26 protein-coding genes are annotated in these 26,389 nt (G+C 64.0%); 16 read left to right on the forward strand and 10 right to left on the reverse strand.

Annotated elements, in window-relative coordinates:
* Nucleotides 1–6: 6 nt before the first annotated feature.
* Complete coding sequence (locus tag DXT74_RS07600) at nt 7–888, forward strand: PP2C family serine/threonine-protein phosphatase (protein WP_043642115.1); 882 nt, start codon at nt 7–9, stop codon at nt 886–888.
* A 64-nt stretch (nt 889–952) separates the two neighbouring features.
* On the forward strand, nt 953–1,669 hold the full coding sequence (gene rph / locus DXT74_RS07605) for a ribonuclease PH (RefSeq protein WP_043642296.1): 717 nt from the start codon (nt 953–955) through the stop codon (nt 1,667–1,669).
* A 44-nt stretch (nt 1,670–1,713) separates the two neighbouring features.
* On the opposite strand, the gene DXT74_RS07610 is transcribed toward rph, so the two are convergent.
* The 5 genes from DXT74_RS07610 to DXT74_RS07630 form a co-directional block, all read right to left on the reverse strand.
* Nucleotides 1,714–2,520, reverse strand: a complete 807-nt coding sequence (locus tag DXT74_RS07610) for a serine protease (protein WP_194427668.1) — start codon at nt 2,518–2,520, stop codon at nt 1,714–1,716.
* Nucleotides 2,521–2,609: 89 nt separating this feature from the next.
* Nucleotides 2,610–3,503: a hypothetical protein gene (locus DXT74_RS07615; protein WP_156183758.1), complete on the reverse strand. Its 894-nt coding sequence runs from the start codon at nt 3,501–3,503 to the stop codon at nt 2,610–2,612.
* Between the two features lie 147 nt (nt 3,504–3,650).
* Nucleotides 3,651–4,922, reverse strand: coding sequence for a two-component system sensor histidine kinase RstB (gene rstB / locus DXT74_RS07620; RefSeq protein ID WP_048408842.1), 1,272 nt, complete (start codon nt 4,920–4,922; stop codon nt 3,651–3,653).
* Nucleotides 4,923–4,928: 6 nt separating this feature from the next.
* Entirely contained in the window at nt 4,929–5,648 is a 720-nt protein-coding gene (gene rstA, locus DXT74_RS07625; RefSeq protein ID WP_039755039.1) for a two-component system response regulator RstA, read from the reverse strand.
* Between the two features lie 17 nt (nt 5,649–5,665).
* Complete coding sequence (locus tag DXT74_RS07630) at nt 5,666–5,857, reverse strand: hypothetical protein (protein ID WP_156183757.1); 192 nt, start codon at nt 5,855–5,857, stop codon at nt 5,666–5,668.
* Between DXT74_RS07630 and DXT74_RS07635 the strand changes: the two genes are divergently transcribed.
* The 14 genes from DXT74_RS07635 (at nt 5,856) to cyoE (ending at nt 19,047) form a co-directional block, all read left to right on the forward strand.
* Nucleotides 5,856–6,188, forward strand: a complete 333-nt coding sequence (locus DXT74_RS07635) for a hypothetical protein (RefSeq protein WP_048408841.1) — start codon at nt 5,856–5,858, stop codon at nt 6,186–6,188. The genes DXT74_RS07630 and DXT74_RS07635 overlap by 2 nt on opposite strands.
* A gap of 39 nt (nt 6,189–6,227) precedes the next feature.
* Nucleotides 6,228–6,590 (forward strand): SFCGS family glycine-rich protein, encoded by a 363-nt coding sequence (locus tag DXT74_RS07640; RefSeq protein WP_043642128.1) that lies wholly within the window; start codon nt 6,228–6,230, stop codon nt 6,588–6,590.
* Nucleotides 6,591–6,593: 3 nt separating this feature from the next.
* Complete coding sequence (locus tag DXT74_RS07645) at nt 6,594–6,896, forward strand: DUF4312 family protein (protein ID WP_043642131.1); 303 nt, start codon at nt 6,594–6,596, stop codon at nt 6,894–6,896.
* A 35-nt stretch (nt 6,897–6,931) separates the two neighbouring features.
* A complete protein-coding gene (locus DXT74_RS07650; protein WP_019101592.1) occupies nt 6,932–7,708 on the forward strand; it encodes a DUF4311 domain-containing protein in 777 nt (258 codons plus the stop codon).
* A 161-nt stretch (nt 7,709–7,869) separates the two neighbouring features.
* On the forward strand, nt 7,870–8,523 hold the full coding sequence (locus DXT74_RS07655) for a DUF4310 family protein (protein WP_114152332.1): 654 nt from the start codon (nt 7,870–7,872) through the stop codon (nt 8,521–8,523).
* 10 nt (nt 8,524–8,533) lie between these two features.
* Nucleotides 8,534–9,667, forward strand: a complete 1,134-nt coding sequence (locus DXT74_RS07660; protein ID WP_081554801.1) for an amidohydrolase/deacetylase family metallohydrolase — start codon at nt 8,534–8,536, stop codon at nt 9,665–9,667.
* Nucleotides 9,651–10,769, forward strand: coding sequence for a DgaE family pyridoxal phosphate-dependent ammonia lyase (locus DXT74_RS07665; protein ID WP_194427669.1), 1,119 nt, complete (start codon nt 9,651–9,653; stop codon nt 10,767–10,769). Before DXT74_RS07660 ends, DXT74_RS07665 begins: the two co-directional genes overlap by 17 nt.
* A complete protein-coding gene (locus tag DXT74_RS07670; RefSeq protein ID WP_043642140.1) occupies nt 10,766–11,500 on the forward strand; it encodes a KDGP aldolase family protein in 735 nt (244 codons plus the stop codon). Before DXT74_RS07665 ends, DXT74_RS07670 begins: the two co-directional genes overlap by 4 nt.
* 46 nt (nt 11,501–11,546) lie before the next feature.
* Nucleotides 11,547–13,463: a transcription antiterminator gene (locus DXT74_RS07675; RefSeq protein WP_019101587.1), complete on the forward strand. Its 1,917-nt coding sequence runs from the start codon at nt 11,547–11,549 to the stop codon at nt 13,461–13,463.
* A 726-nt stretch (nt 13,464–14,189) separates the two neighbouring features.
* Complete coding sequence (gene cyoA / locus DXT74_RS07680; protein WP_081554804.1) at nt 14,190–15,122, forward strand: ubiquinol oxidase subunit II; 933 nt, start codon at nt 14,190–14,192, stop codon at nt 15,120–15,122.
* Between the two features lie 7 nt (nt 15,123–15,129).
* Entirely contained in the window at nt 15,130–17,172 is a 2,043-nt protein-coding gene (gene cyoB / locus DXT74_RS07685) for a cytochrome o ubiquinol oxidase subunit I (protein WP_019100422.1), read from the forward strand.
* A gap of 15 nt (nt 17,173–17,187) precedes the next feature.
* Nucleotides 17,188–17,802, forward strand: a complete 615-nt coding sequence (gene cyoC / locus DXT74_RS07690; protein ID WP_019100421.1) for a cytochrome o ubiquinol oxidase subunit III — start codon at nt 17,188–17,190, stop codon at nt 17,800–17,802.
* Nucleotides 17,799–18,119 (forward strand): cytochrome o ubiquinol oxidase subunit IV, encoded by a 321-nt coding sequence (gene cyoD, locus DXT74_RS07695; RefSeq protein ID WP_194427670.1) that lies wholly within the window; start codon nt 17,799–17,801, stop codon nt 18,117–18,119. Before cyoC ends, cyoD begins: the two co-directional genes overlap by 4 nt.
* 22 nt (nt 18,120–18,141) lie before the next feature.
* A complete protein-coding gene (gene cyoE, locus DXT74_RS07700) occupies nt 18,142–19,047 on the forward strand; it encodes a heme o synthase (RefSeq protein WP_039754342.1) in 906 nt (301 codons plus the stop codon).
* A gap of 71 nt (nt 19,048–19,118) precedes the next feature.
* Here cyoE and DXT74_RS07705 read toward each other — a convergent pair whose 3' ends face one another.
* From DXT74_RS07705 to pcaF, 5 genes are read right to left on the reverse strand one after another with little or no spacing between them, the layout of a single operon-like run.
* Nucleotides 19,119–21,083: a biotin carboxylase N-terminal domain-containing protein gene (locus DXT74_RS07705; RefSeq protein WP_194427671.1), complete on the reverse strand. Its 1,965-nt coding sequence runs from the start codon at nt 21,081–21,083 to the stop codon at nt 19,119–19,121.
* 5 nt (nt 21,084–21,088) lie between these two features.
* A complete protein-coding gene (locus DXT74_RS07710; protein ID WP_194427672.1) occupies nt 21,089–22,693 on the reverse strand; it encodes a carboxyl transferase domain-containing protein in 1,605 nt (534 codons plus the stop codon).
* A gap of 17 nt (nt 22,694–22,710) precedes the next feature.
* Nucleotides 22,711–23,922: an MFS transporter gene (locus DXT74_RS07715; protein ID WP_196783839.1), complete on the reverse strand. Its 1,212-nt coding sequence runs from the start codon at nt 23,920–23,922 to the stop codon at nt 22,711–22,713.
* Complete coding sequence (locus tag DXT74_RS07720) at nt 23,915–25,126, reverse strand: aminotransferase class I/II-fold pyridoxal phosphate-dependent enzyme (RefSeq protein ID WP_194427673.1); 1,212 nt, start codon at nt 25,124–25,126, stop codon at nt 23,915–23,917. Before DXT74_RS07720 ends, DXT74_RS07715 begins: the two co-directional genes overlap by 8 nt.
* Before the next feature lie 52 nt (nt 25,127–25,178).
* Nucleotides 25,179–26,381, reverse strand: a complete 1,203-nt coding sequence (gene pcaF, locus DXT74_RS07725; RefSeq protein ID WP_194427674.1) for a 3-oxoadipyl-CoA thiolase — start codon at nt 26,379–26,381, stop codon at nt 25,179–25,181.
* Between the last annotated feature and the right edge of the window lie 8 nt (nt 26,382–26,389).

Raw genomic sequence — 26,389 nt, forward strand, 5'->3', positions numbered from 1 at the left:
ATCGGCATGAAACTATCCATTTATCAGGAAAGCCGAATCGGCGGGCGGGCGTATAACCAGGACCGGTTGGTGATTGCGCATTCTCGCGACGCCGTGATGCTGGTGGTGGCGGACGGCATGGGCGGGCATTTGCGTGGAGAGGTGGCGGCGCAGATCACGGTGGACCTGCTCAGCGAGTTGTTCTATCAGCAAGCCACGCCGCTTTTGACGCATCCCAACCGTTTTCTGGTCAACGCGGTGAGCACCGCGCATCAGGTCATCCTCGACTACGCCGCAGATCATAGGCTGCCTGAGGTGCCAAGTACCACGGTGGTGGCCGCCATCATCCAGCAGGGTCAGTTGTATTGGTGTCATGTAGGCGATTCCCGGCTCTATCTGCTGGATGACAAGGGGCTGCGGCTGCGTTCACGCGACCATTCTCAGGTGCAACGCCTGATCGATCAGGGCCAGTTGAGCGAGGATGCCGCCAAGGTGCATCCGGAACGCCACAAGATTTACAACTGTCTGGGGGCGGCCAGCGATCCGGACATCGATGTCGGCGAGAAACAGAGCGTGGGCGCGGGGTGCTCCATCCTGCTGTGTTCAGATGGCCTGTGGTCGCAAGTCATGGACCCCGAACTGGAAAAGGTGTTTGTCCGCCGCAATGTCAGCCAAGTGTTGCCGGCGTTGATGAACGTGGCGGAACGCCGCGCCGGCGCGGGAGGAGACAATTTGTCCGCGGCGGCGGTGACCTTGCTGGACGAGGCGCAGGACTACGGCGAGCGCGAGGACGTGCTGGACACCGAGAAGGCGACGCCGCGTCAGCTGGGACGGATGATTCTGGATTCCAACCTGGAAACCATGCATCAGGAGATTCTGGCCAGCCGGGTAGCGGGCAAGCACGACTGAGCGCCTGCGCCGGCTGCGACGACTGTTATAATCGTCGGCATTTCCCGTTCTGGACGATGACATGATGCGACCTTCCCAACGCTCCGCCGATGCTTTGCGCACGGTGCGGATCAGCCGCCATTACCTCAAGCATGCCGAAGGCTCGGTGTTGATTGAGTTTGGCGATACCAAGGTGATTTGCACCGCCAGCGTGGACGACGGCGTGCCGGGCTTCCTGAAGGGCAAGGGCCGCGGCTGGGTAACGGCCGAGTACGGCATGCTGCCGCGTTCCACGGGCTCCCGCATGCGGCGAGAGTCTTCCGCCGGCAAGCAGTCCGGCCGCACTCAGGAGATCCAGCGCCTGATCGGTCGTTCGCTGCGCGCGGTGGTGGACCTGGAGAAGCTGGGCGAGCGCCAGATCCAGATTGATTGCGATGTGATCCAGGCCGACGGCGGCACCCGCACCGCCAGCATTACCGGCGCTTATGTGGCTTTGGCCGATGCGATCGGCCTGCTGCTGCGCGAGGGCAAGCTGAGCGAGAATCCGCTGCGCGACCAGGTGGCCGCGATTTCGGTCGGCTTGTACCAGGGCGTGCCGGTCTTGGATCTGGATTACGCGGAAGACTCCAACTGCGACACCGATATGAATGTGGTGATGACCGGCGACGGCCGTTTTGTTGAAGTGCAGGGCACGGCTGAAGGCGAGCCGTTTGGCGATCAAGAGCTGCAGGCGATGTTGGGCTTGGCCCGTTCCGGTATCCGCGAGCTGGTGGCGCTGCAGCGCCAGGCGCTGGCGGAGTGAGTCGAGCCCAGTTCAATAAAAAAGCCCCGGAAACGGGGCTTTTTTCATGGCTTGGCGCTCTTGCGAATGAACTGCTGCAGCGCATCGTAGAACATCGGCGCGCTGACGCTCATATTGTCTTCTTGTTTGCGTCGCGCGGCGACGGGGGCGGAGCTTTGCACCGCGACGATCACGGGCTGTCCCGGCCCCATCACGAACACAGGCGAGCCGCTATTGCCCTCCAGGGTGTCGCAGCGGTGCGTCAGCCGACCGTCGGGGCGCAGTTTGGTGGCTTTGCAGGCGTTATGCACCAGCAGGTGCTTTTGATCGTCGATGGGGTAGCCGCCTTGGGTCAGCGTCCAACTTTGCTGATTCAGCAGTTCGCGCAACTGTTTGGCGTTGCCGCTGAAGACCGGCAATACGCCCTGGGTATCGCCCAGCGGGGCGGCCAGGCGCACGAAGGCGAAGTCGCGCGGCGCGATGCGCGGGGGGATGTAGAGCCCGTCCGCCCGGCGGTCCAGGCCTTTGAGGAAGCTCTTGTCCACCTGAACTTCCAGGATTTTGCTGCGGGCGGTGTATTCGTCGCCCCACAGGCCGACGGTGAAGCTGACGGCTGGGTCGAACCGGCCTTTCTCGTCAACAAAGCAATGCCCTGCGGTCAGCACCACGTCGCGGGCCACCAGCGCGCCGGTGCAAATGGTGCGCGAACGAGTTTGCAATTGCCCTACTGCAAGCCAGGGTTGATGGTCGGGGCGGGTGCGAACGCGGTCGTCCTGGCCGAAGAACAGGATTTTGTGTTCCGCGGAGATCTTGGGGGCGGCGGAAGCCAGCGGAGCCAGCAGCAGGCTGAGGACAAGCAGGGGGAGTTTCATCGAGTGTGGCCTTGCAAATGAAAACGGGGCGCCGAAGCGCCCCGAATTATGTGCGATTGCCGGAGGTGCCGGCAATGCTTGCCGCCTGATTACTTGGCAGCGGAAGCAGCTTTTTTGGAAGCTTTCTTCTCGGCTTTCTTGGCCGGAGCGGAAGCTTCTTTCTTAGCGGCTTGGGCTTTCTGAGCGGCTTTTTTGGAATCTTTCTTCTCGGCTTTCTTGGCCGGGGCGGAAGCTTCTTTCTTAGCAGCTTGGGCTTTCTGAGCAGCGGAAGCTTCTTTTTTAGCTACGTGCTTTTTGTGCTTTTTAGCGGCTTTTTTGGCCGGAGCGGAAGCGTCGGCTTTAGCGGCCTGGGCTTTTTGAGCAGCGGAAGCTTCTTTCTTAGCAGCGTGCTTTTTGTGCTTTTTAGCGGCTTTTTTGGCCGGAGCGGAAGCGTCGGCTTTAGCGGCCTGGGCTTTCTGAGCAGCGGAAGCTTCTTTCTTGGCAGCGTGCTTTTTGTGCTTTTTAGCGGCTTTTTTGGCCGGAGCGGAAGCGTCGGCTTTAGCGGCTTGGGCTTTCTGAGCGGCGGAAGCTTCTTTCTTAGCTACGTGCTTCTTGGCTTTTTTAGCTTTCGGAGCGGAAGCGTCGGCTTTAGCGGCTTGAGCTTTCTGAGCAGCGGAAGCTTCTTTCTTAGCTACGTGCTTCTTGGCTTTTTTAGCTTTCGGAGCGGAAGCTTCAGCTTTGGCGGCTTGAGCTTTCTGAGCGGCGGAAGCTTCTTTCTTAGCTACGTGCTTCTTGGCTTTTTTAGCCTTCGGAGCAGAAGCTTCGGCTTTGGCGGCCTGAGCTTTTTGAGCAGCGGAAGCTTCTTTCTTCGCTACTTTTTTCTCGGCTTTTTTAGCCTTGTGGATCGCAACCGGAGCGGAAGCAGCAGCTTTTTCAGCGGCGAAGCCGTTAACGGACACCAGGCTGAAAGCAGCGGTCAGAGCAAGCAGAGCCAGCTTTTTCATTTGTGAAACTCCTAAGTTTCTTGGATTGGTATGAAAGTGGACACATAATCCTTTTCAGGCCGAAATGCTAACCATGACAAGGGGCTGAGTCTATGCTCTCTGTGTATCCCAATGTTACGGAATGTACATATTCGGCGGCGGCGGGGTTCAGATCGGCCAGCGGAACAGAAAGCGCGCGCCGCCCAGCGGCGAGCTTTCCACTTTGACTTCGCCTCGGTGGGCGCGGGCGATGCCGGCGACGATGGCCAGGCCCAGACCATGGCCGCCGGTTTTGCGGCCGCGGCTTTCGTCCAGCCGCACGAAGGCGTCGAATACTCGGCTGCGGTCTTGTTCGGGAATGCCGGGGCCGTCGTCGTCCACCATGATGATGCAGTGGCGCTGCTCGACGATGATGCTGGTTTGCACCAGGTGGTTGGCGTGGCGGCGGGCGTTGGACAGGAAGTTGTCCAGCACCCGGGTCAGCAGGTGTTCGTCGGCGGTGATGGCCAGGCTGGCGCCGGCAGGCTCCAGCCACTGAATGTCCTGCGTCAATGCGGCTTGGCCGGCGATGCGGTCCTTGGCCCAGGGAATGGCGTCGAAGGTGCTGAGCTTAAGAGGCGCTTCAGGCCGGTCCAGCCGCGCGTGCAGCAGCAATTCTTCCACGAGTTTGTCGATGGCGGACAAGTCGCGTTCGATCGCCTGCCGCTCCGGGCTGCTTTCGTCTCCTTCCAGCAGCGCCATCCGGTAGCGCAGCCGCGCCAGCGGCGTGCGCAGCTCATGGGCCACGGCGTTGGTTAGCGTTTTCTTGCTGTTGATCAGCGCGGCGATATTGTCGGCCATGTGGTTGAAGGCGACGCCCAACTGGCTGACGCCAGAGCGCGGCGGCAGGTCGACGCGGGCGGAAAGGTTGCCGCTGGCCAGCTTGCCGGCGGTTTGTTCCAGAGCCACCAGATCGCGCCAGTGCGGACGCATCCACAGGAAAACCGGGATCGCCAGCGACAGGCCGATGAAGCCCAGCAGGGCGTAGTCGAACCATTTGAGCTGATGCAGGAAAAAGAGATAGCGCAGCGGGCCGGCCACCAACAGGTAGTTGCTGTCCTCCAGTTTTTGCAGGAATACGTATTTGTCTTCCAGCATCACGATTTCGCCGCGGTCCAGCGCCTGCTTGGATTCGTCATCCAGCAGATAGCTGCTCATCTTTTCCACTTTGACGCGGAAGGTGAAGCCGTGATCGGAGTTGGCCAGCGTTTCGCTCCAGCGGTCTTCCGGCACGCCGCGCAAATCGGCCTCGATCAGCGACAGCGTGGTACGCAGCAGGTCGGACAGATAGCGCTCGCCCACATCGTCCACCGCCTGTTTGTAGACCGCGCCCACCAAGACCACTGCCACTAGGAAACAGGTCATCAGCAGCAGGTAGAACTGGATGAACAATCGGCGCATGCGCGCTTACTCCCAACCGGACAAGGAGAACAGATAGCCGCGGTTGCGCACGGTCTTGATGCGGAACGGCTCGCTGGGGTTGTCGCCCAGTTTTTTACGCAGCCGCGAGATGGCCACATCTATGCTGCGGTCCAGTCCGTCGTAGCTGACGCCGCGCATTTCCTTGAGCAGGATATCTCGGTTCAGGGTTTCGCCGGCGTGGCTGGCCAGCAACCACAGCAGATCGAAGTCCGAGGTGGACAACGGAATCTTTTCGTTGGCCAGCGTCACGTCGCGGCTGATCGGGTCTATGGCCAACTGACCGAACACCACTTTCCGGGTGCCCGGCTTGGGCGCGGCGGCGTCGGCGTTGGCCGGAGCGGGGCGCAGGTTGCGCAATTGGGCGCGCAGCCGCGCTACCAGCACCGAGGGCGGCGTGGTTTTCAGAATGTAGTCGTTGGCGCCCAGTTCCAAGCCCAGAATCTGGTTCATATCGCTGTCCAGCGAGGTCAGCATGATGATGGGGCCGTCAAACTTGGGGCGCAGCTCGCGGCAGATGGAGAGACCGTCCTTGCCGGGCAACATGATGTCCAGCAGCACCAGATCCGGCGCTTCGCGGGCTATGGTGTCCAGCGCGGCGTCGCCGCGCGGCTCCACAACCACGTCCATTTCATGACGGGACAGGAAGTCGCTGATCAGCTCGGCCAGGTCGGCGTCGTCTTCTACAAACACGATGCGGTGAGTCATGCCTTGCATCCATCTATTCAGTGGTCAATCCGCGAAGTATCGCCCGAGCCGCCGCGCGCTTCAACTGCAAGCACGGTCAGGACGGTGTTGTTCCGGTCCGGCGAGCAGGCGATTTCCGTTTCGAAGCGGAAAATCCACCGGTCCACAGTTGGCGGCGGCTTGATTACAGTTTCTCGACATCGCCAACCGTTTTGCAAAGGAAACCCCATGAACGATCAAGTCCGTCCCATCGCTGTCGACCAGGCCGCTATCCGTCGTCTGGCGGACCAGGTTTTGGGGCAGGTTCCCGCCTTGCTGGACGCGGCCGGCAAATATTTGACCGAGGTTCAGCAGCAGAAGCTGGATTCGCATGTGCTGGCGATGGCGCGCCGTTCCTTGACCGGCGAGGGCCTGCCGGATTTCGACAAGAGCCTGTTCGACGAGATCTCGGACACTACGCGGCGTTTGTCCGCCGCGGTGGTGGCCTTATTCGGCAACCTGCCGGAAGAAGAAGCGCTGCTGCTGTCCATTCATTTCGAGATGGCCAAGAACAAGGCCTGAAGTCCGCCGTGCAAAGCTAGAGAGATAGAGGAGAAGACCATGACGCAGATAACCGTAGTGATTGGCGACCGCCTGGGCAAGGGACAGAAAGTGGGCGCGGGGGCGGAAGCCGCCGGCGCGCGCGCGGTGGTGGTTCCGGGCATGGCCGCGGACATGAAATTAGGCGACGTGATGCAGGCGGAGGGCGCGCAGCTGGGGATTTCCTTCTGCGGCAGCGGCGGCGCCGGCGCCATCACCGCGCAGACCAAGTACGGCTACAAGGCCAAATACGGCATGCGTTCGGTGGAGGAGGGCGTGACCGCGATCGAGGAGGGCTACACCGTGCTCGGGTTCGGTTTCATGGACAAGGAAGAGCTGGGGCAGCGGCTGGTGGCCGCCTATTTGAAGAAATACGGCGGCTGAGCGATGCAAAGGCGTTTCGAATCCAGCGTGACGGTCAGCGGCCGCGGCGACAGCAAGGCTCAGGCTTGCGCCGATGCCTTGTCCGGCGTGCAGCGCGCGGTGACGGCGGCCGGCCATCAGGTGCTGCTGCGCATTGAGCCCCTGCGGGTGGCGGTGGTCGCGGCGGAGGAAGTCCGCCGTCGCGAGCGCTTTTTGTTCTTCTTTCTGCCGCGGGACCGGCTCAGCTATGCCGTCACGTTGGAGGTGGAGGTCAGCGTGACCGTACTGGATATCGAGGCCGTGCCGTTCACTGTGCGCCAAGCTTAGGCGCTGGCTGTCGTTTCATACCAGAGGAGGAAGCCATGCTTCTGATCATTCTTCTCAAGTCGCTGTTGATCGGCGGTTTGGTCGGGGTTGCGGTGGGCGCCGGCGCGGCCCGCATGTTCCATGCGCCAACGTCCCAAGGCATGGGCGCCTTTCGCACCCTGGGCGAACTCAATTCCTGCGAGGGCGATCCGGCCTCGCATTTTTCCTTCGGCCTGGGCTTTTTCTTCAACGCCTGGGCCTCGTCGGTGGCGGCCGGCGCTTTCACTCAGGACATCGATCACCGGGTGATCCCGCACTGGGGGGCGGCGGCGCTGCTGGCGCGCAACCGCAACCTGGCGGAGACCCTGCACAACCCGCGCAAGATGGCCTTGGTGTGCGGGGTGATAGGCATGCTGCTGGTGGCCTTCCTGAACACCACCGCTTCGGCGGTGCCGGCTTCGCTGCAAATCACAGCGGTCAAGGTCTTGGTGCCCGCGGCCAATCTGCTGGTCAATACCGTGATGCCGGTGATTTTCTGGCTGGCGGCGATTGAGGCGGGCCGTCGCTCCGGTTTGTGGGGCACGGTGTTTGGCGGTCTGGCCCAGTTGATCATGGGCAATGCCGTGCCGGGCCTGGTGCTGGGCATTCTGATCGGCAAGGGAGTGGACGAGGGCGGCTGGAACAAGATCACCAAGTTGATGATGGCGGCTATCGTGGCCTTGTTCGCGCTCAGCGCCTTCTTCCGCGGCTTTGATCTGAAGTTGCTCAGCAGCTTCCACTTGAACGCCCCGTCCTGGTTGGAACTGCTGCACGCCGCCGTGCGCGGCGCTTGAGCGCTAAGAACGTATTTACGATCTAGCGAGCAAGGGCGAGACAAGGCGAAAACCGCTGAGAAAGCGGAATGTACACATGGTGCATGAGCATTTCGAAGCGGTTTTCAACGCCGTATCGCCGCAGCGCAGCAGATCGTAAACAGGTTCGTAAGGAGAACGTAATGACTGAGCAACAACACAACGCTGGTTTCTGGTTGGCGGATTGGTCTTTCCCGCTCTTGGTGGGGCTGTTGTCCGCCGGCGTCTTTGCCGGCACACATATGTATTACGTCTACGGCATCGGCGCTTTCAACGAGGTGGCTTTCGTCTCGATGCTGAGAGCGGGCATGGATACCGGCGTTTACGGCGCGGTGGCGGCCTTCGGCGCCAGCTTCCTCTTTGCCCGGGTGATAGAAGGCTCGCTGGTGGGCATTCTGGACATAGGCGGGGCCATCATGACCGGCGTCGGCCTCGGCATTCCGGCCATGTTCCTCGGCGCGGGGATTCTGTTTCCGGTGGAAAACTTCGGCGCGGCGCTGGCCACCGGCCTGGTCATCGGCCTGCTGATAGGCGCGGTGATTGTCTTTGCGCGCAAATTCACCATCAATCAGGGCAATTCCACTTACGGCGCCGACGTGATGATGGGCGCCGGCAACTCCTCTGGCCGCTTTCTCGGTCCCTTGATCATCTTGTCGGCGATGGCGGCGTCCATTCCCATTGGCGTGGGCTCGCTGCTGGGCGCGCTGGTCTTCTATCTGTGGGGCAAACCCATCACCGGCGGCGCCATCCTCGGCGCGATGCTGCTGGGCACGCTGTTCCCGGTGGCGATTGCCTGAGGAGGCGCTGATGGATGACTTGCTGATCAAGGATGCCTTGCTGGCCGATGGCTCGGTGCTGGACGTCGCCGTCCGCCACGGCAAGATCGCCGGGCTGGGGCGCCAGGAAGGACCGGCCCGGCGCACGGTGCGGCTGGATGGCCGTTGGCGGCTCAGCGCCGGCTGGATAGACGGCCATGTGCATTGCAACCCGGCTTCGCCGATTTACCACGATGAGCCGGACCAGGTGGGCGTGGCCGGCGGCGTCACCACGGTAGTGGACGCGGGGAGCGTCGGAGCCGACGATGTCGCCGCTTTCCGCGAGTTGGCCGGCGGCTGCCGCACCGATGTGCGCGCGCTGTTGAATATTTCGCGCATCGGCCTCGCCACTCAGCATGAGTTGGCCAATCTAGACGATGTCGACGTGGCGTTGGCGGGCGCGGCGATCCGCGCTCATCGCGATTTCATCGTCGGCATCAAGGCTCGGCTGAGCGGCAGCGTGGTCGGCGCCAACGGGATCGCGCCGCTGGCGCGGGCCAAGGAGATCCAGCGCCGCTTTGGGCCGCTGCCGCTGATGGTGCACATCGGCAATACTCCGCCGTCGCTGGACGAGATCGCAGAATGGCTGGAGCCGGGCGATATCGTCACCCATTGTTTCAACGGCAAGCCCAACCGCATCCTGGACGCCGCCGGCGCGCTGCGCGCCTCGGTGCGGGCCGCGATCGAGCGCGGCGTGTTGTTGGATGTCGGCCACGGCAGCGCCAGCTTCAGTTTCCGCGTGGCGCGCGAAGCCATGGCGCTGGGCGTGTACCCGGACACCATCAGCTCGGACATCTATTGCCGCAACCGCGTCAGCGGGCCGGTATTCGGCTTGGCGGCGGTGATGTCCAAATTCCTGAGCCTGGGCATGCCGCTGGATCGGGTGCTGGACTGCGTGACCCGGCGGCCGGCAGAGGCGCTGCGGCTCAGCGGCAAAGGGCGGCTGGAAGTCGGCGCGGACGCCGATCTCACCATTTTCGACATCGAAACCGCGCCGCGGCCGCTGAGCGACAGCGACGGCGACACGCTGACTTGCGTGCGTAACCTGGTGCCGCTGGCGGCGGTGGCGGGCGGCGTTTTGCTGCCCACCGAACAAGGAAAGGCTTGCCATGTCTTCAATCTATGAACGGTACCAGCTGCGACCGGTGATCAACGCCTCCGGCCGCATGACCATGCTTGGCGTATCCACGCCTGCGCCGGAGGTGACTGCCGCGGTGGCGCAGGGCCTGGGCCAGTATTTCGAGATGAAGGATTTGGTCGACAAAACCGGCGACTACATCGCCCGCTTGCTGGAGGTGGAGGCCGCCACCGTGGTGTCCTGCGCTTCCGCCGGCATTGCTCAGTCGGTGGCCGCGGTCATTGTCCGCGATGATCCGCGCCTGCTGGTGAACCTGCACGCGCAGGCAGTCAACGGGCCGCGTGAAATCGTGCTGCCCAAAGGGCACAACGTCAATTTCGGCGCGCCGGTCGGCACCATGGTGGCACTGGGCGGCGGTCGGGTGGTGGAAGCCGGCTGGGGCAATGAGTGTTCGGCCGCGCAGCTTGAGGCCGCGGTGGGGCCCGACACGGCCGCCATTCTGTACATCAAGTCGCATCACGCCTTGCAGAAAAGCGTGCTCAGCGTGGCCGAGGCCGCCGAGGTGGCGCGCCGCCGCCATGTGCCGCTGATCGTCGATGCGGCGGCGGAGGAGGATTTGCGCGCCCACTACCTGCAAGGGGCCGACCTGGTGATCTACAGCGGCGCAAAGGCGATTGAGGGGCCGACCAGCGGCCTGGTGCTGGGCCGCCGCCAGTATGTGGAATGGGTCAAGCTGCAAAGCCAGGGCATAGGCCGGGCGATGAAGGTGGGCAAGGAGGGCATCCTGGGCCTGACCTGCGCGATCGAACGCTATCTCAAACAGGACAAGGAAAGCGGAGCGGCCATGGCGGAACGGCTGCAGCCCTTCATCGCCGGCCTGAACCAACTGGCCGGCGTGAGCGCGCGGCTGGTCTGGGACGCCGCCGGCCGCGACATCGCTCGCGCCGAGATCGCTTTTGACGCCGCCGCGTCCGGCCTCAGCGCTGCCGCCGCGGCCGCCGCGCTGAAACAGGGCGACATCGCCATTTATTTCCGGGAATACCGGGCTAACGAGGGCAAGCTGGAAGTGGACGCGCGCAGCGTGGACGCCGCCCAGCTGGAACAGATCAGCGCGCGCATCCGCCGCTTGCTGACGGGAGAACAAGCATGAAACTGGAACCCAATTTTTATCAAGGCCGCGTTTGCTTGAATGTGTTGGCGGGAAGCAAGCACAATGCCAGAGATATCCACCAGGCGGCGGAAGGACACGTATTGGTGGGAGTCTTGTCGAAGAACTACGCCGATGTGGACAGCGCGGTTGCCGACATGCGCGAATACGCGGCCTTGATCGACAACGCCTTGTCGGTGGGGCTGGGCGCCGGCGATCCGCGCCAGTCGGACATGGTCAGCGCCATTGCCGGCCAAGTGCAGCCGCAGCACGTCAATCAGGTGTTCACCGGCGTCGGCGCCAGCCGCGCGCTGCTGGGCCAGGCGCGTACCGTGGTCAACGGCCTGGTTTCGCCCAGCGGCATTCCTGGCCTGGTGAAGGTGTCCACCGGTCCGCTCAGCGCAGAATCGCCCGTTTGCGCGGCGCCGGTGGACACCGCCATCGCCATGCTCAAGGATATGGGCGGCAGTTCGATCAAGTACTTTCCCATGGGAGGACTAGACTGCCGCGACGAGTACCTGGCGGTGGCGGAAGCCTGCGCGCGCCATGATTTCTGGCTGGAGCCCACCGGCGGCATCTCGCTGGAGAACTTCAGCGAGATCGTCCGCCTGGCGCTGGAGGCCGGCGTGCCCAAGGTGATTCCGCATGTGTACAGCTCCATCATCGACGCGAATGGCGAAACCCGGCCGGGCGATGTTGAACGGCTGCTGTCGATGGTGAAAGCCTTGTTGTAGACGCGCCCGGGGAAGCCGGGCGCGGATGGGTTCAAGAAAGAGGCTCATGGTCAAATTCCCCTATCAACGGCTGGCCCAGGCCTTTGCCGCCCTGCAGGCGGAAGCGCTGCCGCAGGAAGAACTGGCGCGTCGGCTGGCGGTGTCCACCCGCACCGTGCGCAACGACATCGACGCGCTCAACGCCATTCTGGCCGAGCACGGCGCGCGCTTCGTGCTCAAGCGCGGCGAGGGCTACCGGCTGCAGGCCGACGACCCGGAACGCTTCCAGCGGGTGCGGCCGCAGGCCGGTTCCGGCCGCGCCATCCCGCGACAGGCCGGCGAGCGGGTGCACTACCTGCTGGCTCAATTTCTAGGCTCCGCCTACGCCTTGAAGCTGCAAGATCTGGCCGACGCCTGGTGTGTGAGCCGCGCCACCTTGCAGGCGGACATGGCCGAGGTGCGCGAGCGTCTGGCCGCTTACGGTCTGAGCATAGAGGCCAAGCCGCACTACGGCATGAAGCTGCTGGGCGCGGAATCCTCCATCCGCGTCTGCCTTAGCGATCTATTGGCGCAACTGGCGGCGGAGCGGCCGGACCACCCGCTGTTGAGCGCGGACCCGGTGCTGGCCGACGCGCTGGCGACGGTGCGGGCTGGCCTGCCGGGCTGTTTGAGCCGCGCCGGCGTCCGTCTCAGCGACGATGGCGCTCAGTTTCTGACCTTTTATTGCGCGGTGGCGGCCAAGCGCATCGTCGACGGTTTTCCGCTGCAGGACTTCTGCGGCGAGGAGACGCTGCCGGCGGTGGATCAGGCCGCCACGCATATCGTCGGCCTGCTGAGGCGCATGAGCGGAGTGGAAATCGCCGCCGCCGAGCGGGCCTTTCTCTGCGTCAACATTGCCGCGCGCAGCCTGACCGGCATGTTGCCCAGCGCGATCAACGCCGACGACGCCGACGCCTTGGTCTGCTACATCCTCGACTATATCAACCGCCATTACCGTTACGATCTGCGCGCTGACCGGCAATTGCGAGAGGACCTGATCACCCACGTTAAAACCATGATCACCCGGGTGCGTTACCAGATTAATCTGCCCAATCCGGTGTTGGCCGACATCAAGCAGCATTACGCGCTGGCCTACGACTTCACGCTGGCGGCGGTGTCTAGCTGGGCCAAGCACTCGCCGTACCGGATCTCGGAAAATGAGATCGGCTATCTGGTGCTGCACATCGGCGTGGGGCTGGAGCGCCATTACCAGATCGGCTATCTGCGCCGGCCGCAGGCCCTGCTGGTGTGCGACGGCGGCAACGCCACGCTGCGCACGTTGGAGGCGGTGTTGCGGCGCCGTTTCCCGCAGTTGGAGGTGTGCGCCTCCTTGTCCTGTCAGGAATACGAGGCGCTGGAGCATGTGAGCGCGGATTTCGTGGTGTCCACGGTGCGCTTGGAAGACAAGCGCAAGCCCGTGGCGCTGCTGTCGCCGTTTCCATCGGATTACCAGTTGGAGCAATTGGCGCGGCTGGTGGCGGTGGACCGTACCCGGCCTTATATGTTGGAACGCTATTTTTCCGCCAAGCATTTCTGGGTGGCGGAAGCGGGACTGAGCCAGCAGGCCTTGTTCGAGCGTGTTTGCGGGCAGTTGCGCGAGGAGGGCTATGTCGACGCCGATTTCCTGCCTTCGGTGCGCGAGCGCGAGGAGATTCTCAGCACCATGCTGGGCGACGGCATCGCCTTGCCGCACTCGCTGGGTCTGCTGGCGCGCAAAACCACGGTGTGCACCATCATCGCGCCGCACGGCGTAGCCTGGGGCGAGGGCAGCGTGGCGCGGGTGATTTTTCTGCTGGCGATCAGCAAGACCGAGTACGAGGAGGCGATGGCGATCTACGAACTGTTCGTTTCCTTCATGCGCCAGCGCGCCGGCGTCCGGCTGGTGGAAAGCCGCAGCTTCGAAGAGTTTCTGCGCAATGCCTTACTATGCCTGCCTGAGTCCTGAAGCACGCGGGAAAGGCTTTTCCCGCGGCTGTCAATCCATACGGTTTGGTTTATGTTTTTGTTGCGATTTGTATTGAATCGCGTTGTTTTTGTGCACAGCAAAAGGTGGAGTTCCTGCTTTTTTGTAACAGTTTGAAACTGTGTATATGTTCGAGTATTTACTTCATGCTTTCGTTCTAGATCACGCCATGTCTGAGCTTGGGCGTTATTTTCGTCATTGATCTGTAACAAGTGATCTGGTTTTGCCCTGCGGGCGGCCATTAACCTGGATCAAATTTGCCCTTGAAAGTTGGGGGCGAACTGTTTTTAATAGCGCCGCCTGGCTTCACAACCGGGATGCTCCCGCCGCTTTCTGCGCCGTCCAGGGCTGCTTGCCCGCTGGAAGACGCGTCTCCGCCCGAGGGTTCGCCGGCTGTCAGCGTTGTGATGTCCCAGCAGGAGAAAGCCGGCTGTCGCCGCTCTCCTGTCGCGTCATCCACTTGGAGCGATTCACGTCGCCCCTGTCGATTGATCATACCGACCTTTCGATTTTGATCAGCTCGCGCTGCGAGTTCCGCATTGTTTTTTATTATGACGATAGCATTTGCATGGCCGTCGGCCGCGCAAGGGCTCGCTGTTGCCGTCCGGTCATGAGCCGGGCCTGGATTACCGCCGCCGGGGCCGATGGCGCGCAGCCGTAGCGCCCGGGCGAGATAACAAGAATGTTCAACCCGTAAAGTCGTAAATGATGAGAAACCAAAGACCCTCACGCCTGTGGCGGGGACTTGCTATTGCTTCGGCGTTGCTGCTTGCCGGGTGTCAAGGCGGAATCCTTGACCCCAAGGGCCCGGTGGCGGCGGAGCAGAAGTCCCTGATCATCACGGCAACCGCGCTGATGCTGCTGGTGGTCATCCCGGTGATCGTGATGACCCTGTTCTTCGCCTGGAAGTACCGAGCCAGCAACAAGGACGCCGTCTACGAGCCCAAATGGTCGCACTCGACCAAGATCGAGCTGGTGGTCTGGCTGATTCCCTGCATCATCATCGCCTTCCTTGCCGTGCTCACCTGGGAAACCACCCACAAGCTGGACCCGTACCGCCCGCTGGATTCGGATCAGAAGCCGATCGAGGTGCAGGTGGTGGCGTTGAACTGGAAATGGTTGTTCATCTACCCGGAACAGCAGATCGCCACGATCAACGAGCTGGCCTTCCCCAGCAATGTGCCGGTGAATTTCAAGATCACTTCCGACGCGGCGATGAACTCCTTCTTCATCCCGCAATTGGGCGGCCAGATTTACGCGATGGCCGGCATGCAGACCCAGTTGCATCTGCTGGCGCATGAGCCGGGCGTGTACAAGGGCTTCTCCGCCAACTACAGCGGCGCCGGCTTCTCCGGCATGAAGTTCAACGCCGTCGCCACCAAGACGCCGGCTGAGTTCGATGCCTGGGTGGCCAAGGTCAAGGCTTCCGGCAAGACGCTGGACGTGAACGGCTATCGCGGCCTGGTGCTGCCTAGCGAAAAGAACCCGGTGACCTATTACGGCGCCGTCACCCCCTATCTGTTCCAGGGCGTGTTGCACAAATACATGACCGGCCGCACCTCGCTGGCCGCCACCGAGGCCGACGTCAAGCTGGCCGCGCTAGCCAAGAGCCTGTGTGAACCGCTGACGGTGAAGGAGTAATCAAGACATGCTGTTAGGCAAACTGACGCTGGACGCCATCCCTTTCCACGAACCCATCGTGATGGGCGCGCTGGGCGGCGCCGGCCTGATCGGGCTGATGCTGGTGGCCCTGATCTCCAAAATGGGCAAATGGGGCTATCTGTGGCATGAGTGGCTGACTTCGGTCGACCACAAGAAGATCGGCGTGATGTACATCATCGTCGCCATGATCATGTTGCTGCGCGGCTTCGCCGACGCGCTGATGATGCGCGCGCAACTGGCCATCGCCACCGGCGGCAGCCACGGCGTGCTGCCGCCCGATCACTACGATCAGATCTTCACCGCCCACGGCGTGATCATGATCATTTTCATGGCGATGCCGTTCATGACGGGCCTGATGAACATCGTGGTGCCGCTGCAGATCGGCGCGCGCGACGTGGCCTTCCCCTTCCTGAACTCGCTGAGCTTCTGGTTGCTGGTGGCGGCGGTGATTCTGGTCAACCTGTCGTTGGGCGTGGGCAACTTCGCCCGCACCGGCTGGGTGGCCTATCCGCCCTTGGCCGGCATCGCATTCAGTCCAGACGTGGGGGTGGATTACTACACCTGGGCCTTGCAGATATCAGGGATAGGGACGACGCTGACGGCGATCAACTTCCTGGTCACCGTGATCAAGATGCGCGCTCCGGGCATGAAGCTGATGGACATGCCCATCTTCACCTGGACCTGCACCTGGGCCAATGTGCTGATCGCCAGCTCCTTCCCGATCCTGACCGGCGCGCTGGCCATGCTGAGCCTGGACCGCTACCTGGACTTCCATTTCTTCACCGCGGAAGCCGGCGGCAACGCGATGATGTATCTGAACCTGTTCTGGGCCTGGGGTCACCCCGAGGTGTACATTCTGGTGCTGCCCGCCTTCGGCATTTTCTCCGAGGTGGTGTCCACCTTCACCGGCAAGCGCCTGTTCGGCCATAAGTCCATGATCTACGCCAGCGGCGCGATTTCCATCCTGGGCTTCATGGTATGGCTGCATCACTTCTTCACCATGGGTTCCGGCGCCAGCGTCAACGCTTTCTTCGGCATCGCCACCATGATCATTTCGATCCCGACCGGGGTGAAGCTGTTCAACTGGTTATTCACCATCTACCGCGGCCGCCTGCGCTTTGAAACTCCCATCCTGTGGACGCTGGGTTTCATGGTTACCTTCTCCATCGGCGGCATGACCGGCGTGTTGATGGCGGTGCCGGGCGCGGACTTCGTGTTGCACAACAGCCTGTTCCTGATCGCCCACTTCCACAACACCATTATCGGCGGCGCGGTGTTCGGCTACTTGGCCGGCGTGACCTTCTGGTTCCCGAAAGTGTTTGGTTTCAAGTTGAACCCGAAACTGGGCAAGGCCTCGTTCTGGTTCTGGCAGATCGGCTTCATGTTCGCCTTCATGCCGCTGTATGTGTTGGGCTTCCTCGGCATGACCCGCCGCCTGAACTACACCACCAATCCTGAATGGGAGCCATGGCTGTACCTGGCGCTGTTCGGCGCGCTGTTGATCGCCTGCGGCATCGCCTGCCAACTGCTGCAGATCGCGGTTAGCATCCGCGACCGCAAGAAGCTGGCCGACGTCAGCGGCGACCCGTGGAACGGCCATACCCTGGAGTGGTCCACCTCGTCGCCGGCGCCGTTCTACAACTTTGCCAAGCTGCCGGTGGTGCATGACATCGACGCCTTCACCGACATGAAGGAAAAAGGCGTGGCCTATGCGGTGCCGAAGTCCTACGAGCCTATCCACATGCCCAAGAACACCGCGGTGGGAGTCTACATCGGCGGCTTTACCACGGTGCTGGGCTTCGCCTTGATCTGGCATATCTGGTGGTTGGCCATCGTTGGCCTGGTGGGCATCGTTGGCTGCATGCTGGCGCGCGCCTACGACAACGACCTGGACTACTACGTCCAGCCGGAGGAAGTGGAAGCCATCGAGCGCGAGCGCTTCGAGAAGCTGGGCATCGACGTGGACAACTACACCGAGCGTGATCCGGCCCAGCCGCAAAAGGCTGTGCGTCCGACCACCACCGCGTAAGGGGCTGAATCCGACATGACGACTTATGTAAAAGACGCGCACGAAGCGCATGAGGACCACGAGCACCACGACAGCGGTTCGCAAACCGTGCTGGGCTTCTGGTTCTACCTGATGACCGACTGCATCCTGTTCGCCAGCGCGTTCGCGGCTTACGCCGTGCTGTTCCGCAATGTGGCGGAAGGCGTGTCCGGCAAGGATATCTTCGATCTGCAATACGTGCTGGTGGAAACCGCGGCGCTGCTGCTGTCCTCCATCACCTACGGCTTTGCGATGATCGCCGGTCAGAAGGGCAATAAATCCGCGGTGCTGGGCTGGCTGGGCATGACCTTCCTGTTTGGCGCCGCCTTCATCGGCCTGGAAATCAACGAGTTTCATCACCTGATCTCCGAGGGTCACGGCCCGCAGGTCAGCGCCTTCCTGTCGGCCTTCTTCGGCCTGGTGGGTCTGCACGGCCTGCACGTGACCGCCGGCCTGATCTGGATGGCGGTGATGATGATGGAGGTGGCCAAGACCGGCCTGACCGGCCGCGCGATGACGCGCCTGAACTGCCTGTCGCTGTTCTGGCACTTCCTCGACATCGTGTGGATTTGCGTGTTCACCGTCGTCTACCTGAAAGGAGCCATGGGATGAGCCAGGCACATGAACACGCCGCGCACGGCAGCGTGAAAAGCTATCTGATCGGCTTCCTGCTGTCGGTGGTGCTCACCGCCATTCCGTTCTGGATGGTGATGGGCGGCGCCTTCACGCCGCAGGCGACGGCCATCGGCATCTTCGCGCTGGCGGTGGTGCAGATCGTGGTGCATCTGATGTATTTCCTGCACCTGGACTTCAGCAAGGAGGGCAAGCTCAACACCATGTCCTTCCTGTTCACCGGCATGGTGATCGTGCTGCTGGTCGGGCTGTCGATCTGGATCATCTACACTGCCGACGCGCTGATGATGCGTTGAGACGGCGTTGAGAGAGACCGCCTTGAAATTCAAGCGCTATTTGCAGGTGACCAAGCCGGGCATCATCTTCGGCAACCTGATCTCGGCCGTCGGCGGCTTTCTGCTGGCGGCCCAGGGCCGGGTTGACTGGAGCTTGCTGCTGGCCACGCTGGCCGGCCTCTCGCTGGTGGTGGCGTCCGGCTGTGCGATCAACAACTGCATAGACCAGGACATCGACGCCAAGATGGCCCGTACCCGCAAGCGGGTGCTGGTCACCGGCGCGATGAGCACCCGGGCGGCGCTGGCTCACGGCCTGCTGCTCGGCCTGGCCGGCTTCTACGCGCTGTGGCGCTGGACCAATCCGCTGGCCTTCGGCTGCGTGCTGTTCGGCTTCGTCATCTATGTGGGGGTGTACAGCCTCTATATGAAGCGCCATTCGGTGTACGGCACCCTGGTGGGCAGCTTGTCCGGCGCGGTGCCGCCGGTCGCCGGCTACTGCGCGGTGACCGGCCGTTTCGACGCCGGCGCGGCTATCCTGCTGCTGATGTTCTGTCTGTGGCAGATGCCGCATTCCTACGCCATCGCCATCTTCCGCCTGCAGGATTACCAGGCGGCGGGGATTCCGGTGTTGCCGGTGGTCAAGGGCATTTCCAGCGCCAAGCGGCAGATCGTGCTTTACATCCTGGCCTTCGGCGCCGCCACCGCGATGCTGGCTTTCGGCGGATACGCCGGCTACGGCTATCTGGCGGTGGCCGGAGCCACCAGCCTGTGGTGGCTGAAGATGGCCTTGTCCGGCTACAAGAGCAGCACCGACGACCGCGTCTGGGCGCGTCAGGTGTTCTTCTTTTCCATCATCACCATCACCGCGCTATCCGTGATGATGGCGGTGGATTTCCGGCAGCCGGAACGCCAACAGCTGGCCGGCCTGAGCGCTACCGCGCAGTCCTGAACGTCAGCAAGCCAAGACAAAGCGCGGGCCGTGGCCCGCGCTTTTTTCATGGCTGAGCGGCTAGAGCGCGATCACACGTCGTCGGCCGCGACGCTGACCAGCACTTGGTCGGCGGCGACAATGTCGCCCACCCGGCAGTGCAGCGCGCTGACGACGCCGGCGCGCGGCGCATAGATCCGGTTTTCCATCTTCATCGCTTCGACCACGGCCAGTACCTGGTTGGCTTCCACGCGCTGTTCGACGGCCACCGGCAGCGCCACCACCGTGCCCGGCATCGGCGAGGTTACCCGTTGGCCGGCGTCGGCGTCCGCCTCGGTGGCCTCCGGCTGCTCCGCCTGCAAGCGCAGCCGATGGCCGCCCACCGTCAGCTCCATGTCGTCGCCGCAGGGCAGGGCGCTCCAGCGCAGCCCGTCCACCTCGCCGCGCCACAGCTCGCCGTCGCGGCTCAGTTCCACGCACAGGTTCCGTTCTCCCACCGCCACGCGGGCATGGGCGCCGGCGCGTTCCAGCAGCCGGGCCTGCCAGCGCGAAGCGCCGGCGCGATAGCTCAGGCGGCCCAAGGGCGCGTCCGGGTCCAGCGCGGCGCGGTCGTGGGGGCCGATGCCGCCCTGCCAGGGCGAGGATGATTCGGCGCAGTTCAGCGCCAGTTCGACGGCTGCGGCGCAGGCGACGGCTTCGGCCACCGGCGCGCTTTCCGGCGCGGCGGCGAGCTGGTCGACCAGATGGGTGTCCAGCAGGCCGGCCCGCACCCGCGGTTCGCGCAGCAGCCGGTCGATGAAGCCCAGATTGCTGGTCAGGCCCGGCAGCGCGGTGTCGCGCGCGGCGGCCTGTAGCGTGTCCAGCGCCGCGCCGCGGTTGCCGCCGTGGGCGATCAGCTTGGCCAGCATTGGATCGTAGAAGGCCGGTACTTCGCCGCCGCCGCCGTCGAAGGCCGCGTCCACTCGGCAGCCTTGCGGCCAGCACGCCAGCAGCGCCTTGCCCGGCATGGGCGCGAATTCGCGCAGCGGGTCTTCGGCGTAGACTCGGCACTCGATGGCGTGGCCATCTGCGCGGACCTCCTCCTGGCGCAGCGGCAAGGCTTCGCCGGCGGCCACGCGCAGCTGCCATTCCACCAAGTCCAGGCCGGTGACGGCCTCGGTAACCGGATGTTCCACCTGCAAGCGGGTGTTCACTTCCAGGAAATAAAACTGTCCGTCCGGCGCCAGGATGAATTCAAAAGTGCCGGCGTTCCGGTAGCCGATGGCTGCCGCGCCGCGCACCGCGGTGTCCAGCAGCGCGGCGCGGGTGGCGGCCGGCATCGCGCAGGCCGGCGCCTCTTCGATGATTTTTTGGTGGCGACGCTGCAAGGAGCACTCGCGTTCGAACAGATGCACCACATTGCCGCGACTATCGCCGAACACCTGTACTTCCAGGTGGCGCGGTTGGGCGATGTAGCGCTCCACCAGCAAGCGGCCGTCGCCGAAGCTGGAGCGGCCGACGCGCACGGCGGCGTCCACCGCCTCGCGCAGCGCGGCTTCTTCCCACACCACCTGCATGCCCTTGCCGCCGCCGCCGGCCACCGGCTTGAGGATGACCGGATAGCCTATCTCGGCGCTGCTCTCCAGGATCAGACCGTAGGATTCGGTGGCCTCCGCCGAGCCCGGCGTTACCGGCACGCCCGCCGCCGCCATCAACTGACGCGCGCGCGCTTTGTCTCCCATCTGGGCGATGGTGTCGGCGTCCGGGCCGATGAAGACCAGGCCGGCGGCGGTCACCGCTCGGGCGAAGTCGGCGTTTTCCGAGAGGAAGCCGTAGCCGGGATGAATGGCCTCGCAGCCGCTGGCCAGCGCCGCGGCGATGATGGCCTCTCCATTCAGATAGCTGGCGCTGGCCGGGGCCTCGCCTATCCAGCGCCGCTCCGCGGCCCCTTCCAGGTGCGCCGCGCCAGCGTCGGCCGTGGAGTAGACGGCGACATGCTCGATACCGAGCCGCCGGCAGCTGCGGGCGATGCGGCGCGCGATCTCGCCGCGGTTGGCGATCAAAATTCGTTTGAACATGGTGTTTACATCCTGAAAACGCCGAAGCGGGTGTCTTGGACGGGAGCGGCGGCGGCCAGCGCCAGGCTGAGCGCCAGCCATTCGCGGGTCTGGGCCGGGTCGACGATGGCGTCCACCCACATGCGGGCCGCCACGTACAGCGCCTGGCCCTGGCGCTCGTAGGCGTCGCGGATCGGCCGCTTGAAGCTTTCCTCTTCTTCCGGCGTCCAGGCCTTGCCCTGTTTTTCCAATTGTTCCGCGCGGATCAGCGCCAGCACTGTCGCCGCCTGTTCCCCGCCCACCACCGTGGTCTTGGCGTTGGGCCACATCGCCATCAACTGCGGGCCGATGGCGCGGCCGCACATGGCCAGATTGCCGGCGCCGTAGCTGCCGCCGATCAGGATGCTGAATTTGGGCACGCGGGCGCAGGAGGCGGCGTTGACCATCTTGGCTCCGTGCTTGGCGATGCCGCCGGCCTCGTATTCCGCGCCCACCATGAAGCCGTTGATATTGTGCAGGAATAGCAGCGGAATGCCGCGTTGCGCGCATAGTTCGATGAAGTTGGCCGCTTTTTGCGCGCTCTCCGAGAACAACACCCCGTCGTTGATCAGCACGCCTACCGGATAGCCGCCGATGTGGCCAGTGCCGCACAGAATGGTGGCGCCGAAGCGGGCGCGGTATTCGGCAAAGGCGGAGTCGTCCAGCAGCCGGGCCAGGATTTCCCGCGCCGGAATATGTTCGCGCGGGTTGGCGCTGACGATGCCGGCCAGCTCAGCCGGATCATAACGCGGCGGCCGCGGCGTTTGCGGCGGCGCGTACTGCCTGCCGCGGCCGCGGCGGGCCACAATGTCGCGCATCAGCCGCAGCGCGTGCTCGTCGCTCAGCGCATAGTGGTCGGCCACGCCGCTGTCGCGGGCGTGCACGTCGGCTCCGCCCAGGGTTTCCGCGTCCACGATTACCCCGGTGGCGGCTCGCACCAGTTGCGGGCCGCCCAGAAAGATGGAGCCGTTGCCGCGCACGATGATGGTTTCGTCGCTCATCGCCGGGATGTAGGCGCCGCCGGCGGTGCAGGAGCCGAGCACCGCGGAGATCTGCGGCAGGCCCAGCGCCGACATCTCGGCGATATTGCGGAAGATGCGGCCGAAGTGCTGCTCATCCGGGAAAATGTCTTCCTGCAAGGGGAGGTAGACTCCGCCGGAATCCACCAGATAGAGGCAGGGCAGGCCTTGTTCGCGGGCGATCTGCTGGGTGCGCAGATGCTTGCGCAGCGTCAGCGGGTAATAAGTGCCGCCCTTGACCGAGGCATCGTTGGCGAACACCGCCACTGCGTGGTCGGCGACGATGCCGATGCCGGTGACGATGCCGGCGCAGGGCACCGCATGGTCGTAAACGTCGTGGGCGGCCAGTTGGCCGATCTCCAGAAAGGGCGTGCCGGGGTCCAGCAGCAGCGACAAGCGCTCGCGCGGGGACAGCTTGCCCTTGGCCGCCTGTTTGGCGCGCGCTTCGGGGCCGCCGCCTTGCAGAGCGGCGTCGCGGGCGGCGGCGATGCGCTCGCGCAGTTGGCGGTAGGCTTCGGCATTGCGTTCAAATGCCTCGCCGGAGGCGGGAACGCGGGATTCAATACGGGACATGAATAAGCTTCCTCGATTCAGGACGCGCGTGGGCGCACCTTGAACAGCACTTGGGACAGGGTCAACAGGCCGAGGGCGGCTACCGCCAGCGTCCAGGCGCCATCGTGATGCAGCAGCACCGAGACGGTGGCGGCGATGCCGGCCAGCCCTTGCTGCAGGAAGCCGCACAAGGCCATCGCATGCGCTCCGTGTTCCTTGGCGTCGCTGACGGCGGTGGCCATGCTGTTGGGAAACAGCACCGCCTGGCCGAAGATGGTCAGGCAGTAGAGGCCGATGAACAGCCACAAGCCGGGCTGATGCTCCAACAAGCCCAGATGCCAGCCCAGCAGCATGGCCAGCGTGGCCGCGGCCAGCAGCGCCGAGCCGGCGCGCATCAGCCGCAACCCGCCCACGCGGGCCACCAGACGGTTCACCACCATGGCGCCGCTGAAGTAAGACAGGCCGATCAACAGGCCGACGTTGCCGAAACCGGCCACCGCGAGGCCGAAGTGCTCCTGAAACACAAAGGGGCTGACCTCTTGCAAGGTCACCGTGGTGGCGAAGCCCAGGCCGCCGGCGCAGGCAGGCCATAGAAAGCCGGGGCGGCGCAGAATGCGCCAGTACGGGCTGGGGCCGGAGGCCGAGGCGGCCGGGCGGCCGGCTTGCAGCGGCAGGCCCATGGTCAGCAGCGCCGCCACGGCGCCGGTGACCGCCATCAAGGCGAAACCGGCTTCCCAATGACTGTATTTGCCGATCAGACCGCCGATGAACTGGCCGCCGCCCAGCGCGGTGATGAAGGCGATGGACAGCACGGATAATTTGCGAGCCAGATCGTCGCCGCGCCAGTGATCGCGCACGATGATGCGGGCGATGATGGCCGCGCCGCCGCCGGCGATGCCTTGCGCCACGCGCAGCGTCAGCAGCTCCGCGGCGTTGGACACGAAGGCGAGCAGCAGGCTGCAGACGATGAATAGCGCCAGCGAAATCAGCAGCGGTCCGCGCCGGCCCCAACGGTCGGCCGCCGAGCCCCAGAACAGCACCGGCAAGGCCGCGCCCACCACGTAGCCGGAAATGGACATCTCCACCAGGCTCTGGCTCATCGCCAACTCCCGCATCACCGCCGGCAGCGAAGGCAGATACACGGTGGTGGCCATCTGCGCCATGAACACGATCAGGCAGGCCAGCGCCATCAGCCGGCCGGCCGGCTGCGCCAGCGCCGCTTGCGGCGCGGTCAGGGTTTTCTCATTCATGGGCGGCTCGCAACTGATTGAGGCAGGCGGCGAAGCGTTCGATCTCCTGCGTGCTCATATTGGCGCGGATCATGATGCGCAGGCCGGCGCGGCCCTTGGCGATCACCGGGAAGAAGATGGGCGAGGTGTAGAAACCGTCTTCCAGCAAGCTCTTGGCGTAGAAGATGGTGTTTTCTTCCGAGCCGATGGAGACGAAGCGGATGGGCAGCGGCTCGCCGCTATTGTCGGAAGCCACGTGTTGGTCGAACAGGCGGATATTGTCCTGCAACCGCTGTTGCAGGCGCGGCAGCTCCTCGGAGCGATGAATGGCCGCGGACTGGATGATGGCGCCCAGGCCGGCGGTGTTGATGCGTTGCGACCAAGTCACCGGTCCGCCGAAGCGGGTGGCCAGCTTACGGCGCTCCGCGTGGTGGCGCGGGCCCAGGAAGATGGCGCCGCCGGACGCGCCGAAGCCCTTGTTCAGCGAGGTGACGATCAAGGTGCGCTCATTGATGCCGCCCATGGTTTCCAGCACCAGGCCGCGGCCATGGCGGCCCAGCGTGGACAGACCGTGAGCTTCGTCGAAAAACAGGAACAAACCGTATTTGTCCTGCAACGCCAGCAGCTCCGGCACCGGGGCCATGCCGCCGGTGCTGTAGACCCCGTCGGCGACGTAGGCCACGCGCGCATGGGTTTTGCACAGGTCTTCCAGCGCGTTCAGATCGTTGTGGCGGATGGTGTGGATCTCGGCTTCGTCGGCGCAGATCGGCTTCATCATGTTCAGGCAGAAGTGGGCGTTCTTGTCGAACACCATCAAGGGCGGCACATCCTCGGTCAGCGCGCCGGAGGCGAGCAGGGGCAGGGCGGCCGCGGCGGCGGCGGCGCAAGACGGCACGGTCAGCGTTTCCGCGTCCACCAGTTCCGCCAGCGCGTCCTCCGCCTGCTGCAGGATGTCGAACTGCACGCGGATGCGCGAAATCGAGGTATTCAACGAGCCGGTGTTCAACACCGCGTCCGCCGCCGCTTGCAGGATGTCCGGGTGCGAGTCCAGGCCCAGATAGGAATAGGACGACATATTGACGAAGCGCTTACCGTTGGCCACCGCCTCGTGACGGCCGTCGCCCAGGTTGCGGGTGACGATATTGGCCATGCCGGCCTGGGTGGTGATGTCCCAGAAGCTGTTACTCAACTGAATGGCTTTTTTGATATTGGCGTGTTGATGCATGTTTCCCCCCTCGTATGGTTTGGCGGCGGCCGTCATGGCCGCCTCGTCCGGCTTATACCCGCTCCAGAATCAGAGCCGCGCCCTGTCCCACGCCCACGCACATCGTGCACAGCGCGTAGCGCTTGCCGCTGGCCTGCAACTGCGCGGCGGCGGTCAAAACCAGCCGGCTGCCGCTCATCCCCAGCGGGTGGCCCAGCGCGATGGCGCCGCCTTTGGGATTCACGCGTTCGCTGTTGTCCGGCAGGCCCAGCGCGCGGGTGACCGCCAGCGCCTGAGCGGCGAAGGCTTCGTTCAGTTCAATGATGTCGATGTCCTCGATGCCCAGGCCGGCCTGGCGCAGCGCCTTGCGGCTGGCCTCGATCGGGCCCGCGCCCATGATGCGCGGCGCGATGCCGGAGTTGGCCGAGGCCAGCACCCGCGCGCGCGGACGCAGGCCGTGACGTTGCGCCGCCGAAGCCGAGGCGATGATCATCGCCGCCGCGCCGTCGTTGACGCCGGAGGCGTTGCCGGCGGTGATGCTGGATTCCGGGCCAAACAGCGCCTTGAGCTTGGCCAGTTCCTCCAGAGAAGTCTGGCGCGGGTGTTCGTCGCGGCTGACGATGAGCGGGTCCTGCTTGCGGCGTGGAATCGTCACCGGCACGATTTCCTCGGCGAAGGCGCCGGTTTCCAGCGCGGCGAAGTAACGCTGCTGACTGCGCAGCGCGAAGGCGTCCTGATCCTGGCGGCTAACGCCGAATTCACGCGCCACGTTCTCCGCGGTAGCCGGCATGGTGTCCACGCCGTATTGCTTCTCCATCACCGGATTGACGAAGCGCCAGCCTATGGTGGTGTCGTAGATCTGCATGTCGCGGCCGAAGGCTTTTTCCGACTTCGGCATCACGAAGGGCGCGCGCGACATGGATTCCACGCCGCCGGCGATCAGCAGCTCGGCCTCGCCGGACTTGATTGCGCGCGCCGCCAGCGCCACCGCGTCCAGACCGGAGGCGCACAGGCGGTTCACAGTCAGGCCCGGGACGCTCTCCGGATAGCCGGCCAGCAGCAGGCTCATGCGGGCCACGTTGCGGTTGTCCTCGCCGGCCTGGTTGGCGCAGCCCAGGATGACTTCGTCTATCTCCGCCGGGTCCAGGCCCGGATTGCGCTCAAGAAGGGCGCGCAGCGGCGCCGCGGCCAGATCGTCGGCGCGCACGCTGGACAAGGCGCCGCCGAAGCGGCCGATGGGTGTGCGCACGGCGTCGCAGATGAAGGCGTCGGTCATTGCGGTTT

This window comes from Chromobacterium sp. Rain0013, from assembly GCF_015291765.1.
GTDB classification, from domain to species: Bacteria; Pseudomonadota; Gammaproteobacteria; order Burkholderiales; family Chromobacteriaceae; genus Chromobacterium; species Chromobacterium haemolyticum.

Excerpts from the sequence above, each read along its gene's own strand:
- DXT74_RS07600 (WP_043642115.1), top strand. The coding sequence starts at position 7 with ATGAAACTATCCATTTATCAGGAAAGCCGAATCGGCGGGCGGGCGTAT.
- rph (WP_043642296.1), top strand. The coding sequence starts at position 953 with ATGCGACCTTCCCAACGCTCCGCCGATGCTTTGCGCACGGTGCGGATC.
- DXT74_RS07610 (WP_194427668.1), bottom strand. The coding sequence starts at position 2,520 with ATGAAACTCCCCCTGCTTGTCCTCAGCCTGCTGCTGGCTCCGCTGGCT.
- DXT74_RS07615 (WP_156183758.1), bottom strand. The coding sequence starts at position 3,503 with ATGAAAAAGCTGGCTCTGCTTGCTCTGACCGCTGCTTTCAGCCTGGTG.
- rstB (WP_048408842.1), bottom strand. The coding sequence starts at position 4,922 with ATGCGCCGATTGTTCATCCAGTTCTACCTGCTGCTGATGACCTGTTTC.
- rstA (WP_039755039.1), bottom strand. The coding sequence starts at position 5,648 with ATGACTCACCGCATCGTGTTTGTAGAAGACGACGCCGACCTGGCCGAG.
- DXT74_RS07635 (WP_048408841.1), top strand. The coding sequence starts at position 5,856 with ATGAACGATCAAGTCCGTCCCATCGCTGTCGACCAGGCCGCTATCCGT.
- DXT74_RS07630 (WP_156183757.1), bottom strand. The coding sequence starts at position 5,857 with ATGGGGTTTCCTTTGCAAAACGGTTGGCGATGTCGAGAAACTGTAATC.
- DXT74_RS07640 (WP_043642128.1), top strand. The coding sequence starts at position 6,228 with ATGACGCAGATAACCGTAGTGATTGGCGACCGCCTGGGCAAGGGACAG.
- DXT74_RS07645 (WP_043642131.1), top strand. The coding sequence starts at position 6,594 with ATGCAAAGGCGTTTCGAATCCAGCGTGACGGTCAGCGGCCGCGGCGAC.
- DXT74_RS07650 (WP_019101592.1), top strand. The coding sequence starts at position 6,932 with ATGCTTCTGATCATTCTTCTCAAGTCGCTGTTGATCGGCGGTTTGGTC.
- DXT74_RS07655 (WP_114152332.1), top strand. The coding sequence starts at position 7,870 with ATGACTGAGCAACAACACAACGCTGGTTTCTGGTTGGCGGATTGGTCT.
- DXT74_RS07660 (WP_081554801.1), top strand. The coding sequence starts at position 8,534 with ATGGATGACTTGCTGATCAAGGATGCCTTGCTGGCCGATGGCTCGGTG.
- DXT74_RS07665 (WP_194427669.1), top strand. The coding sequence starts at position 9,651 with ATGTCTTCAATCTATGAACGGTACCAGCTGCGACCGGTGATCAACGCC.
- DXT74_RS07670 (WP_043642140.1), top strand. The coding sequence starts at position 10,766 with ATGAAACTGGAACCCAATTTTTATCAAGGCCGCGTTTGCTTGAATGTG.
- DXT74_RS07675 (WP_019101587.1), top strand. The coding sequence starts at position 11,547 with ATGGTCAAATTCCCCTATCAACGGCTGGCCCAGGCCTTTGCCGCCCTG.
- cyoA (WP_081554804.1), top strand. The coding sequence starts at position 14,190 with ATGAGAAACCAAAGACCCTCACGCCTGTGGCGGGGACTTGCTATTGCT.
- cyoB (WP_019100422.1), top strand. The coding sequence starts at position 15,130 with ATGCTGTTAGGCAAACTGACGCTGGACGCCATCCCTTTCCACGAACCC.
- cyoC (WP_019100421.1), top strand. The coding sequence starts at position 17,188 with ATGACGACTTATGTAAAAGACGCGCACGAAGCGCATGAGGACCACGAG.
- cyoD (WP_194427670.1), top strand. The coding sequence starts at position 17,799 with ATGAGCCAGGCACATGAACACGCCGCGCACGGCAGCGTGAAAAGCTAT.
- DXT74_RS07705 (WP_194427671.1), bottom strand. The coding sequence starts at position 21,083 with ATGTTCAAACGAATTTTGATCGCCAACCGCGGCGAGATCGCGCGCCGC.
- DXT74_RS07710 (WP_194427672.1), bottom strand. The coding sequence starts at position 22,693 with ATGTCCCGTATTGAATCCCGCGTTCCCGCCTCCGGCGAGGCATTTGAA.
- DXT74_RS07715 (WP_196783839.1), bottom strand. The coding sequence starts at position 23,922 with ATGAATGAGAAAACCCTGACCGCGCCGCAAGCGGCGCTGGCGCAGCCG.
- DXT74_RS07720 (WP_194427673.1), bottom strand. The coding sequence starts at position 25,126 with ATGCATCAACACGCCAATATCAAAAAAGCCATTCAGTTGAGTAACAGC.
- pcaF (WP_194427674.1), bottom strand. The coding sequence starts at position 26,381 with ATGACCGACGCCTTCATCTGCGACGCCGTGCGCACACCCATCGGCCGC.